We start from the raw sequence: 12,773 nt of genomic DNA, 5'->3' as shown, positions 1-12,773 counted from the left end.
GCAAGCCCCCTGCCTATGCCGGGCGCGGGCAAGGCGCAAGCGCGGTCACTTGCCCATCATCATGTCCTCGTCGCTGCGCATCCCCCCCACCACGCCAAGGGATTTCAGCTTGCGATGCAGCGCGCTGCGCTCCATCCCCACGAATTGCGCCGTGCGGCTGATATTGCCGCCGAAGCGGTTGATCTGGGCGACGAGGTATTCGCGTTCGAACAATTCGCGCGCCTCGCGCAGCGCCATCGCGGTCACTTGCGGGCCAAGGCTCAGCGCGTCGCTGTTGTCGGGCGTGGCGCCCTGCGGCTCCAGCTCCGAGGGCTGGATCGGGCCCGGCCCCTCGGCCAGGATCAGGACGCGCTCGATCACGTTGCGAAGCTGGCGGATATTGCCCGGCCAGCGCATGGATTGCAGGGCCGCCACGGTATCCTCGGGCAGATCGCGCGGGGTCAGGCCCTGCATCGCGTGGAACTGATCGATGAAATGGCGGGCAAGGGCCGCGATGTCGTCGCGCCGGTCGGCGAGCGACGGCACCGCGATGGGCACCACGTTCAGCCGGTCGAACAATTCCTGCCGGAAGCGCCCGGCGGCAATTTCCGCCATCAGGTCGCGGTTGGTCGAGGACAGGACCCGCAGATCGACGCGAACCTTGTCGGAGCCGCCCGCCCGGACGAATTGCTGTTCGGTCAGCACCCGCAGGATCTTGGGCTGGGTGCCAAGGGGCATGTCGCCCACCTCGTCGAAATAGATCACCCCGCCATGGGCCTGTTCCAGCAGCCCCGGCTCGATCCCGCGTTCGGCGGATTCGCGGCCGAACAGGACCTCTTCCATCCGCTCGGGCTCGATCGTGGCGCAGGGGACGGTGACAAAGGGCGCATCCGCGCGCGGGCTGTGCGCATGGATGTAGCGGGCGGCCATCTCCTTGCCGGTGCCGGGCTCGCCCGACAGAAGCACCCGCCCGTTCGAGCGCGCGACCTTGTCCAGCGCATCGCGCAACCGGCGGAAGGGGGCGGAATGGCCCAGCATCTCGGCCAGACGCTCGCCGCCGCGGCGCAGGGAACTGTTCTCGCGGCGCAGGCGGCTCACTTCCATCGCGCGGTTCACCACGACCATCAACTGGTCGATGTTGAAGGGCTTTTCGATGAAGTCATAGGCGCCCTGCTTGATCGCGGCCACGGCGATCTCGATGTTGCCATGCCCCGAGATGATGATGACCGGCACGGCGGGGTTGTTGCGCTTGACCTGTTTCAGGATGTCGATCCCGTCCATCCGGCTGTCCTTGAGCCAGATGTCCAGCACCATCAGCGCCGGTTCGCGGTCGTTCAGCGCGGCGACAGCCTCGTCGGAATTGGCGGCCAGCCGGGTCTCGAACCCCTCGTCCCTGAGGATGTCCGCGATCAGTTCGCGGATGTCGCGTTCGTCATCGACGATCAGGATGTCGCTCATGATGTCGCCTCGTCCTTCTCTCTGCTCTTGGTCTTGGCCGCGCGGACGGGGTGGCGTTCGCGCGGCAGCCGGATTTCAGCCATGGCGCCCGGTCCCTCGGGCGCGTCGGTCAGGGACAGGCTGCCGCCATGTTCCTCGACGATCTTCTTGACGATGGGCAGGCCCAGCCCGGTGCCGGTGCTTTTCAGCGTCACATAGGGCTCGAACAGGCGCGAGCGGTCGGCGGGCAGGCCGGGGCCGTTGTCGATGATGCGGATGCAGACGGCCTCGGGGGCGGTCTCCAACGTGACGCGGATCAGGGGCGCATAGCCGGGGCGGTCCAGACATTCCTCGACCGCCTCGCCCGCGTTCTTCAGAAGGTTCGTCAGCGCCTGCCGCAGCATCCCCGCATCGGCATCCACGATCACCGGGGCGTCGGGGATGTCGGCCTGCAAGGCGCCGTGCAGCGCGTCCTGCTGAAGCAGCGTCACCTCGCGCAGAAGGGCCGCGATGTCGGTCTCGGCGCGGTCGGGTTCGGGCATCCGGGCAAAGCGGCTGAATTCGTCCACGATGCGGCGCAGGTCGTTCGTCTGACGGATGATCACGTCGGTATACTGGTCCAGCGCCGCGCGGTCCCCCTCGGGCGCCATAGGGCCGAACTTGCGGCGCAGGCGCTCGGCCGAAAGCTGGATCGGGGTCAGCGGGTTCTTGATCTCGTGCGCGACGCGGCGGGCCACGTCGCCCCAGGCCGCCATACGCTGCGCGCTGACCAGTTCGGTCACGTCGTCGAAGGCGACCACGTAGCCCTCAAGCGCGCCGTCGCCGCCGCGCCGGACCGCCATGCGGACCAGCAGGCTTTCGATCCGGCCCTGACGGGTCAGCCGGACCTCGTCCTGCACCGTTTCCGCGACCGAGGCCGACAGCCGGTCCAGAAGCGCCGCGAATTCCGGCACGGCCTCGGGCAGCAGCGCGTCGATGTCGCGCTTGGGGTCCAAACCCAGAAGGCGGCTGGCCGAGCGGTTGACGAAGTCGATCTCGCCGGCGGCATCCAGACCGATCACGCCCGACGTGACCGAGCCCAGCACATTGTCGAACAGACGGCGCTGTTCGTCCGACAGCCGGTAGCTTTCGACCAGTTCATCGCGCTGCGCCTTGAGCTGGCGCGTCATGCGGTTGAAGGCCAGCCCGAGGGTCTGGATCTCGTCGCCGGTGCGCGGCTCGGGGACCTGCACCTCAAGGTCACCCTGCCCCACCCGCTCGGTCGCCTGCGCCAGCAGGCCGATGGGCCGCGACAGGCGGCTGGCGAACCACAGGCCCAGCCAGATCGCGGCGGAAACCAGCAAAAGCGCGAAGCCCAGATAGACCAGCGAGAATTCGAACAGGACCCGCGCGCGCATTTCCTCAAGCTCGCGGTAATCGCCCACCGTTGCGCGTGTATCGTCCAGAAGGCCCAGCAGGCTGCCATCGACATCGCGCGTGACATACAGATACCGGTCGGCCAGCGGCGGCAGCGCGACCAGCGCGCGGAATTCGTCGTTCGCCCAATCCTCGATCAGGACCAGCCCTTCGGTCTGCGCCTCGTCCAGTTCAGCGGTCGCGGGTTCCTCGTACCAGAACAGGTAGCTGCGGTCGCCCCGCGCCCGGATCTCGCCCGCGCCGCTGATGATATAGGCCTCGCGCAGGCCGCGCTGGATCAGCGCCTGCCCCTGGACCAGAAGCTGCCGCATCTCGGCATCCTCGATCAGGGGATTGGCGCGGGCCGCCTGTGTCAGGATGCCGGCCAAAGCGCGCGCATCCTCGGACAGGTCGCGGCGGTGTTCCTCCTGATAGGCCTCGGCGGCGGCCTGCGAGGTCGTGACGACCTGCTGCACCCGCTCGGAGAACCAGCCTTCAAGGCCGATATTGACCAGAACGCCCGCGAACAGCGCGACCAGCACGGTGGGCACCAGCGCCAGCCCCGCAAAGATCGCCACCAGCCGCGCATGCAGCCGCGAGGCGGGCGCGTTCGTGCGCCGCGCCAGGATCAGCCGCGCCATCCGTGCCATCACGAAACCGATCAGCAGGATCAGATAGGCCAAGTCCAGAAGCAGCACGAGCCGCATCAGCCGCCCGTCCATCCCGCGCCCCAGAGGCCCGAGCATCGCGATGGTCGCGCCGCCCAAGACCAGCCCAGATAGCAGCATCACCCAGCCCAGAACCTTCCGGGATTCGCGCGGCAGGCGCAATCTAGCCAGATTGTCCCAGCCGAGACCTGATACGGACCCTGCCATGACCCCCACATCCGCCGTCTGTCGCGGCTTTTCCAACGCGGCGCGGCGGGTCGTTGTGACCCATGCGCTGCGACCTGTGGCGGTTTTACATCAGTTTGCGGCGCCGTGTCACCTCGATATTCAGCTCAGTCAGCTTCTTGCGCAGCGTATTGCGGTTGATGCCCAACAGATCCGCGCAGCGCAGCTGGTTTCCGCCCGTCGCATCCAGCGCGACCTGCAACAGCGGGCGCTCGATCTCGCGCAGGATACGGTCATACAGCCCCGGAGGCGGCAGCGCGTCGCCATGCAGGTCGAAATAGCGTTGCAGATGCGCCTCGACCGAATCCGACAGGCGGGCATTGGCGGCAGGCATCGGGATGGTCTGCTCGGGCTCGAAACTGGTATGACCGACCGGCGCCGCCATGCTGGAGGGCGCGGGCGCCATACGGGCGCCAGTCTGCTGGCTCAGCGCCTCGCGCATCTCGGAAGGGCTGATCTGCGGGCCGTTCGCCGTCAGCGCAAGGCGGCGCATCATGTTCTCCAGCTCGCGCACATTGCCGGGAAAGGGATGGGCGCGCAGCATGGCCGATGCCTCGTCCGACAGGCTGCGTTCGGGCAACCCCTGCGAGGCCGCACGCGCCAGCAGATGCGAGGCCAGCGGCAGGATGTCGTCGACCCGCGCCCGCAGAGGCGGCACGCTGATCGTCACCCCGGCCAGCCGGTAATAGAGGTCAGACCGCAGCCGCCCCGCCGCCACATCGGCCTGAGGGTCAGGGCCGGTCGTCGCGACGATGCGGGGCGCGCTGGCGCGGTCGGGGCCGCTTTCCATCGCTTCGATCATGCCGATCAGACGGGCCTGGGCGGCCGAATCGAAGCCCGCGGGGTTCTCGATCACGATGGTGCCGCCCCGCGCACGGTCGGTGGCGCGCGCGATCGCCTCGTCGCCGGAATCGGCCGAGGTCAGGACCGCCAACCCCCTGTCGCGCCGGTCCGACAGGTCGTGAAAGCTGCGCGCGATGGTGGTCTTGCCCACGCCCGCCTCGCCCGCGATCAGGACGGGCAGATCAGCGTTCAGCACCCGCGCGACCATGCGGAACAGCGCCTGCATCGCGGGGGCATGGCCGATCAGCGGCATGGCCGGATCGGCCGCGTCGCGCGGGGCGGGCAGCGGCTCGGGGATCGGATCGGACTTGCGCGGACGGCGCGACAGGGCCTGCCCGGCCTTGGACATGAGGTCAGGCAGGTCAAAGGGCTTGGGCAGGTATTCAAAGGCCTCGGCCTCGGTCGCGCGGATCGCGGTGACGATGGTGTTCTGGGCCGAGATCACGATGACGGGCAGGTCGGGGCGCATCTCGCGGATCTCGGGGATGCGGTCGATGCCGTTGCCGTCGGGCATCATCACATCGGTGATGACCAGATCGCCGCGCCCTTCCTCGACCCATTTCGACAATTGCGCCAGGCTGCCGGTGGCATGGACGCGACAGCCCGCGCGCGTCAGCGCCTGCGTCAGCACCGTGCGGATGGTGCGGTCATCGTCAGCGATCAGAACGGTTCCGTCCATGGGGTCGGTCCTTATGCCTTGGGCAATGAAAGTCGAAAGACGGTGCGGCCGGGGCGGCTGTCCACGCGGATCAGCGCGCCGTGGTCGGTGATGATCTTGCTGACCAGCGCCAGCCCCAGCCCGGTGCCGTTCTCGCGCCCCGAGACGAAGGGCTCGAAGACCTGATCGGCGATGGCGGGCGGAAAGCCGGGGCCGTTATCCTCGACCTCGATCTGCAGGGGCAGCGGGCGGCCCGCAGGGTCGGTATCGTCGGGGGGACGGCGCAGCGTGTGGTCATAGAAGCTGTGCAGCCGGATCGTGCCGCCCGCCTTGCCCGCCAGCGCCTCGGCGGCGTTCTTCACGAGGTTCAGGCAGACCTGCATCAGCTGGTCGGCATCCGCCAGCGCCATCGGCAGCGAGGGGTCGTAATCGGTCACGATCTGCACGCCCTGCGCAAAGCCCACCTGGGCCGAGCGGCGGACCTGTTCCAGCACGTCATGGATGTTGACCGGCGCCAGATGCGGCGGCGAGGTGTCGCCGAAGCGTTCCACCTGATCCAGCAGCGCCACGATGCGGCGCGATTCGCTGACGATCATCTCGGCCATTTCGCGGTCTTCGGGCGGCGCGTTCATGGCCATCAGCTGCGCCGCGCCCCGGATACCGGCCAGAGGGTTCTTGATCTCGTGGGCCAGCATCTCGGCCATGCCGATGGCGCTGCGGGCAGCGCTGCGGACGCTGCGGCTTTGATGGATGCCGTCCACTTCCTGCGGCACGATCAGCAGGCTGACCGCGCCCCCGGCCTCGTCGCCGCGGCCAAGATGCACCGAGGCGCGGCGTGTCATGTGGCCGCCGGCCCGATCGCCGATCTCGAAGGCGACCGACGGGTGATAGCCCGTCTCGTTCGTGCCATTCACGCGCGCGATCATCGGCGCAAGCGCGGGATCGATCCGCAGCCTCGTGGCGATCTCGTCGCCCTCCAGCGCCTTGCCCAGAGTCGAGTTGCGCGACAGGTTCAGCCAGAATTCCGCCGCCTCGTTCATCGCGGCGATGCGCCCGCAGCCGTCGAGGATCAGCGCGGGCAAGGGCAGGCTGTCCCAGCCCGGCCCCGGCGCGGCCTCTAGGAAATCGCGGGGGCGGGAATGGCTCATGCGGCCTCCTGCGCGGGGTGGGGGGCTTCGGCAAAGGCACGCGCGATCAGGTCCAGCGTGGCGGCCGGGGTCTCGGCCTTTACCAGCTGGGCGCGCAGGGGGGCGCGGGCGGCCTCGGCATACCAGCCCAGATGCTTTCGCGCGACACGCAGGCCCAGATCGGTGCCGTAGAAGTCCAGGATATCCTCGTAATGCGCGGCCACCAGATCGGCCAGCGCCCCGCCCTGCGGGATCGCGGGCGCGGGCGTCTCCCATAGCTCATGCGCGATCTGCGCCAGAAGCCAGGGCCGCCCCTGCGCCCCGCGCCCCACCATCACCGCATCGGCCCCGGAAGCCTCCAGCGCGGCACGGGCGCTGGCCGCGTCCACCACATCGCCATTCGCGACCAGAGGCGGACGCCCCGGCAGATCGGCCACCGCACGGATCGCGGCCCAATCCGCCTGACCCTTGTAGAACTGCGCCCGCGTTCGGCCATGCACGGTCAGCATCGCTACGCCCGCATCGCGCGCCCGCGCCGCCAGATCGGCGGCGTTCAGGCAGTCATCGTCCCAGCCCAGCCGCATCTTCAGCGTGACCGGCACGCTGACGGCGCCCACCACCGCATCGACCAGCGTCAACGCGTGATCCAGATCGCGCATGAGCGCGGCCCCCGACAGCCCGCCCGTGACCTTCTTGGCGGGGCAGCCCATGTTGATATCGATGACCCGCGCGCCCATGCCTTCGACGATGCGCGCGGTTTCCGCCATCGCCCCGGCCTCGCGGCCCGCGATCTGGACGCTGACGGGCAGCCGTCCCTCGGTCAGGGCCTTGGCGCGCACCGCCGCGCGGGTCGAGGGGCGGGGCGTCACCATCTCGGACGAAGCGACCATCTCGGAGACCATCAGCCCCGCGCCAAAGCGCGCAACGGCGCGGCGAAACGGCAGGTCGGTGATACCCGCCATGGGTGCAAGAAACACCGGCGGGCCAAGCTGCGTATCGCCTAGGATGATCGGTTGCGGTTTGTGCATGATTCCTCCTTCGCGCCGGGCCACAACGCCCGCAAGAGCGGCAATGCCCGCCCGTGCTGCCCAATTCGCGGGCGCGATGCCTCTGCCTTTCATTTGAACACATCGCACATATTATAAGCACATGCGATGCGGAGCATGGTCCGAGCCGACCGTCGCGCGCGCTTCACCCGGCGGCGCGCGGGCGGGCGTGATGCGGTGCGGACAGGCATGGCGGCCCAGGGCGTCACCTGCTTAGATGGGCGCCGGAATGCAAGTTGGAAGGTGCGTCATGTTCCTGTCGGTCTTTGATCTGTTCAAGCCGGGCATCGGCCCGTCCTCGTCGCATACGATGGGGCCGATGGTGGCGGGCGCACGCTTTCTGGACGACCTGCGCGCCCAGCCCTTTCGCGCGCACGGGCTGCGCGCCAGCCTGCATGGCAGTCTGGCCTTCACCGGCAAGGGCCACGCGACCGATCGCGCCACGATCCTGGGGCTGGCCGGGTTCCATCCCGCCACGCTGGACCCCGATCAGGCCGAGGACGCGCTGGCCCGGAACCGCGCCAGCAAGCAACTGCAACCGCCCGGCCTTGCACCGCTGGCCTTCGACCCCGACCGCGACCTGCGCTTCGACTATGACACCGCCCTGCCCGGCCATGCCAATGGCATGACCATCTCGGCCACCGACGCGCAGGGCGACGTGATCCTGCACCGGGTCTATTACTCGATCGGGGGCGGCTTCGTCCTGACCGCCGAGGAGCTGGCCGCGCGGGCGGGCGAGACGCGCAGCGATGCCTCGGTCTCGGTGCCCTACCCCTTTGCCAGCGCCGCCGAGATGCTGGCCATGGCCGAGGCCTCAGGCAAGTCCATCGCCCGCATGAAAGAGAAAAACGAGCTGTGCTTTCGCGCCCCCGCCGAACTGCGCGAGGGGCTGGTGCGGATCTGGTCCGTCATGCGCGACTGCATGGACCGGGGCCTTGCGACCGAAGGCGTGCTGCCCGGCGGGCTGAACGTGGGCCGCCGCGCCGCCGCGATCCACCAGAAGCTGATCGCGGAACGCGGGCTGAACATGACCGCGCCCCATGTCATCAACGACTGGATGAGCGTCTATGCCATGGCCGTGAACGAGGAAAACGCCGCCGGAGGCCGCGTCGTCACCGCCCCCACGAATGGCGCGGCGGGGACGGTGCCGGCCGTGATCCGCTATTGGCTGGACCATGTGCCGGGCGCGTCCGAGCGGCAGCTACCCGACTTCCTGCTGACGGCGGCGGCGATCGGGGGGCTGATCAAGCACAATGCCAGCATCTCGGGCGCGGAATGCGGCTGTCAGGCCGAGGTGGGCAGCGCCAGCGCGATGGCCGCCGCGGGGCTGGCCGCCGTTCTGGGCGGCACGCCGCGGCAGGTCGAGAACGCCGCCGAAATCGCGCTGGAGCATCACCTGGGCATGACCTGCGATCCGGTGAAGGGCCTGGTTCAAGTTCCCTGCATCGAAAGGAACGGCCTTGGCGCGATCAAGGCGGTCAGCGCGGCCAGTCTGGCCCTGCGCGGCGACGGCAGCCATATCGTGCCGCTGGACGCCGCCATCGAGACGATGCGCCAGACCGGCCGCGACATGTCCGACAAATACAAGGAGACCTCGCTTGGCGGGCTGGCTGTGAACGTGCCGAATTGCTGATCCACCGGGCCGGGCGGGGTTCTGCCCATTCGCCCCTGCCTGCTTGCCGCGCCGGGCCGGGGTTGCTAACGCTTGTGCAATAGCAATCCCGTCGCCAGTCAGAGGCCAAAGCCCATGTTTCCGCGTATCGCGCTTGTCGCGCTGATGACCCTGCCCCTTGCCGCCTGCGACAGCGAGGCCATGACCGACCTGCGCCGCAATATCGGCCTTGGCGCCGAGGCCGAACCGCAGCCCGAGACGCCCGCAGGGCCGCGCCCGCCCGCCGTATCGCCTCTGGTCCAGCCCATCGAGACCGGCGCCGAGGCGCGCCCCGTCGCCACGGTCGAGCCCGTGACCTATCGCACCGAGGCTTTCGTGGCACGCGGCAACGAGCCCTTCTGGAACGTGCAGGTCGCAGGCAACACAGCCACCTATCGCACCCCCGACAACCAGTCGGGACGCGCCATCGAGGTGCGCCGCCTGAATTTCGCGGGCGGGGTCGAATATATCGGCGTGCTGGGCGGGCAGCCCTTCGTGCTGAATCTGCGTCCGGGCGAATGCCAGGACAGCATGGCCGACGAGCGTTTTCCGATGGCCGCGCGGCTGACCGTGCAGGGCCAGACCCGCATGGGATGCGCCGCGCCGGGGACCGCCGCCCCGGCAAGCTGAGCCGGACCCGGCGCGCTTCACGCAGGATAGCGTCGCGCGCCGGAACGATCCCTGCCACGACAGACCGACCCTGCCTTTGACCTGCCGACACGCCGTCAAGCCCGCCAAGAGGATGCTGCCCATGCGCCGATCACCCCTGATGCGCCACCTGCTGGCCACCACCCTGCCCCTTGCGGTGCTGACGATACCCGGCGCGGCGCCCGCCGATCCGCTGCTGGCGCGCAACATGTCGGCCTATGGCATGCCCGGCGGGATCGACACGCCCACCGCCGAGACCCTGCCCGAAGGCAGCTTTGGCGCGACCGTGTCCTATTCGGATTATGCGTTGCGCAACAACGTGTTCTTTCAGGTTCTTCCGCAGCTGACGGCGAATCTGCGCTATTCCCGCGTGGACGGGATCAACGATTTCCGCAATGACGGCTTCATATGGGACCGCTCTTTCGACCTGCGCTACCAGCTTTTCGACCAGCAGGGCTGGCGTCCGGCCGTCGCCATCGGGCTTCAGGACTTTCTGGGCACCGGCGTCTATTCGGGCGAATACATCGTGGCGACGCGGCAGGTCACGCCGACGGTCCGGGCCAGCATCGGTCTGGGCTGGGGTACGCTGGCCGGACGTCCCCGCGTGATCGACGCGGGCGATCTGGGCGGCACGGCCAATACCGGCGACTGGTTCCGGGGCGATGCGCGGCCCTTCGGCTCGGTCTCGTGGGATGTGAACGACCGCCTGACGCTGACGGCGGAGTATTCCAACGACGTCTATCGGGCCAGCTACAGCGACGGTAACGCCTTCCAGCAGGGCGATGCCGAGCCGGGGCGGCTCAATTTCGGCGCCAGCTACCGGATGGGCCAGAACTATCAGCTTGGCCTCTACACGATCGGCAATGAAAGCATCGGCGCACAGTTCACGGTGATGCTGAACCCGCGCGAGGCGGCCTATCCCTCGGGGCTGGAAAAGGCCCCCGCCCCGGTGCGCCCACGCCCCGCCCAAGCCGCCGATCCCGAGGCCTGGTCGCCCGAATGGGCCAGCGACCCGACCGCGCGCCCCGTGCTTCAGAAGGTCCTGGCCGAGGCGCTGGCGAAAGAGGGGCAGATCCTCGAATCGATGACGCTGTCGGCCACGCGGGCGGAACTGCGCATCCGCAACAACCGCTACAACCAGCAGCCGCAGGCGATCGGGCGCACCGCGCGCCTGATGAGCCGCGCCCTGCCCGCCACGGTCGAGACCTTTGTGATCACCTCATCTGCGGACGGGCTGCCGACCTCGTCCGTGACCCTGCGCCGCAGCGATATCGAGCGGCTTGAAAACACCGAGGTCGGCCAGATCGCCGCCGCGACCGACCTGTCGGATGCCACCCCCCGTCCCGCCGGGCTGATCCAGACCGAGGACCTGTTCCCGCGCTTCCGCTGGCGGATCGGGCCCTATTTCGATCTGGGCCTCTTCGACCCCGAGGAACCCCTGCGCTACGAATTCGGCGCCGAGGCGCGGGCCAGCTATGAATTGCTGCCCGGACTGATCGCCACCGGCGCCATCCGCCAGCGCGCCTTTGGCGACATCAAGCAAAGCGGCCCCGGCGTTCCGGGCGAACGCGGCCGCCGCTTCACCCCCGAGGAATACCTGGCCGATCCCTCGCTGGAAACCACGCCCGAAGGCGTGCCGCGCGTGCGGTCGGACACGCGGATGTATGCGGGCAATACCAGCCCGATCATTCCGGAACTGACGCTGGCCTGGTTCGCCAAGCCCTCGGACCAGATCTACAGCCGCGTGACCGTTGGCCTGCTGGAACGCGCTTATGGCGGCGCCTCGGCCGAGGTTCTTTGGAAACCCGTCAACTCGCCTCTGGCCTTCGGCGCCGAGGTGAACCGCGTGCGCAAGCGCGATTTCGACGCGCTGTTCGATTTCCGCGATTACGAGGTGACGACGGGTCATGTCTCGGCCTATTACGAGTTCAGCCAGGGCTTCATCGCGCAGCTGGATGTCGGCCAGTATCTGGCGGGCGACCGGGGCGCGACCCTCACGCTGACGCGCGAATTCGCCAATGGCTGGCGGGTCGGCGCCTATGCGACCAAGACCGACCTGTCGGCCGAGGAATTCGGCGAGGGCAGCTTCGACAAGGGTGTGACCTTCTCGATCCCGATTTCCTGGGCGACCGGGACGCCGACGCGCGAACGGGCCGAAAGCCGCATCCGTTCGCTGTCGCGTGACGGGGGCGCGCGGGTCGAGGTCAACGACCGTCTCTATGACAAGGTGCGCGACAGCCACGGCGTCAGGATGCAACAAGGCTGGGGGAGTTTCTGGCGATGATCTCGAAACCGGTGAAAGCTCTGACCGCGCTTGCCCTGCTGGGCGCGCTGGCCGCCTGCGGAAACGAAGGGCCGGGCGTCGTGACCCGGACCGCGCAGGCGGTTCTAGCCGAACGCATCGCCCGCGCCCAAGGCACGCCCGAGGCACCCGCACCCGCCCGCAGCGATGCCGACCGCGCCGCCGAGGCCCTGCGCGTCAATCCCGGCCCGCTGATCCAGGTGGGTTTTGAAAGCCTGGGCCAGACACAGATCATGGCGATGGTCGGCCAGAACGGCGCCATGCGGACCTACATGACCCCCTCGGAAGAGGCCGTGATCCTGCGCGGCGGCATGCTGGTCGGCACGCGCGGTCTGGGCCGCGACCTGTCCGTCGCAGAACCCGGCACCGATGCCCTGATCCGCGCGGGCCGCGCCGGTCAGGGCACGCGCATCATGCGCTATCTGTCGGGCGACGGGTTGGAACGACCGCTGCAATTCGCCTGCGCCGTGACGCAGGGCCCGCAGGCCGGGCTGATGATCGAGGCCTGCGAAGGCCACGGCACGCGCTTTCAGAACACCTATGCGGTGGAAGGCGGGCAGATCCTCGTTTCGCGGCAATGGGTCGGGCCGGGGCTTGGCCATGTGACGATCGCCACGCTGCGGCCCTGACCGGGCGCCATGCGGAACAGGAAAACGCCGGACCCTTGCGGGGCCGGCGTTTTTCATTGCCGCGTCGCGGCGGGCGGTGCGTCATCCGCGAGGGCGACAAAAGTAAAGGGGCCGACCCGAACGGGCCAGCCCCCCCTGTCAACAGGCCTTGGAAAGACCTGTTGG

9 protein-coding genes are annotated in these 12,773 nt (G+C 68.8%); 4 read left to right on the top strand and 5 right to left on the bottom strand.

Annotation, left to right across the window (positions count from 1 at the left end; all coding sequences use genetic code 11):
- Positions 1-45: 45 nt before the first annotated feature.
- The 5 genes from ntrX to dusB all read right to left on the bottom strand — a co-directional run bounded on the left by ntrX (position 46) and on the right by dusB (position 7,360).
- Entirely contained in the window at positions 46-1,437 is a 1,392-nt protein-coding gene (gene ntrX / locus ACTZWU_RS10205) for a nitrogen assimilation response regulator NtrX (RefSeq protein ID WP_444737254.1), read from the bottom strand.
- Positions 1,434-3,686, bottom strand: coding sequence for an ATP-binding protein (locus ACTZWU_RS10200; RefSeq protein WP_444737253.1), 2,253 nt, complete (start codon positions 3,684-3,686; stop codon positions 1,434-1,436). The genes ntrX and ACTZWU_RS10200 overlap by 4 nt, the downstream gene beginning before the upstream one ends.
- Positions 3,687-3,771: 85 nt before the next feature.
- Positions 3,772-5,226: a response regulator gene (locus ACTZWU_RS10195; protein ID WP_444737252.1), complete on the bottom strand. Its 1,455-nt coding sequence runs from the start codon at positions 5,224-5,226 to the stop codon at positions 3,772-3,774.
- An 11-nt stretch (positions 5,227-5,237) separates the two neighbouring features.
- Positions 5,238-6,353, bottom strand: a complete 1,116-nt coding sequence (locus ACTZWU_RS10190; protein WP_444737251.1) for a two-component system sensor histidine kinase NtrB — start codon at positions 6,351-6,353, stop codon at positions 5,238-5,240.
- Positions 6,350-7,360, bottom strand: coding sequence for a tRNA dihydrouridine synthase DusB (gene dusB / locus ACTZWU_RS10185; RefSeq protein ID WP_444737250.1), 1,011 nt, complete (start codon positions 7,358-7,360; stop codon positions 6,350-6,352). The genes ACTZWU_RS10190 and dusB overlap by 4 nt, the downstream gene beginning before the upstream one ends.
- Positions 7,361-7,628: 268 nt before the next feature.
- On the opposite strand from dusB, the gene ACTZWU_RS10180 reads away from it, so the two are divergent.
- From ACTZWU_RS10180 to ACTZWU_RS10165, 4 genes are all read left to right on the top strand, one after another.
- Positions 7,629-9,011 (top strand): L-serine ammonia-lyase, encoded by a 1,383-nt coding sequence (locus tag ACTZWU_RS10180; RefSeq protein ID WP_444737249.1) that lies wholly within the window; start codon positions 7,629-7,631, stop codon positions 9,009-9,011.
- 114 nt (positions 9,012-9,125) lie between these two features.
- Positions 9,126-9,659, top strand: a complete 534-nt coding sequence (locus ACTZWU_RS10175) for a COG3650 family protein (protein WP_444737248.1) — start codon at positions 9,126-9,128, stop codon at positions 9,657-9,659.
- A 121-nt stretch (positions 9,660-9,780) separates the two neighbouring features.
- Positions 9,781-11,961, top strand: a complete 2,181-nt coding sequence (locus tag ACTZWU_RS10170; RefSeq protein WP_444737247.1) for a YjbH domain-containing protein — start codon at positions 9,781-9,783, stop codon at positions 11,959-11,961.
- Positions 11,958-12,608, top strand: a complete 651-nt coding sequence (locus tag ACTZWU_RS10165) for a YjbF family lipoprotein (RefSeq protein WP_444737246.1) — start codon at positions 11,958-11,960, stop codon at positions 12,606-12,608. Before ACTZWU_RS10170 ends, ACTZWU_RS10165 begins: the two co-directional genes overlap by 4 nt.
- The last annotated feature ends 165 nt before the right edge of the window (positions 12,609-12,773 follow it).

Source organism: Paracoccus sp. NSM, from assembly GCF_052379855.1.
In the GTDB taxonomy this organism is placed as follows: Bacteria; Pseudomonadota; Alphaproteobacteria; order Rhodobacterales; family Rhodobacteraceae; genus Paracoccus.
This window is presented reverse-complemented; position numbering and strand designations above follow the sequence as displayed.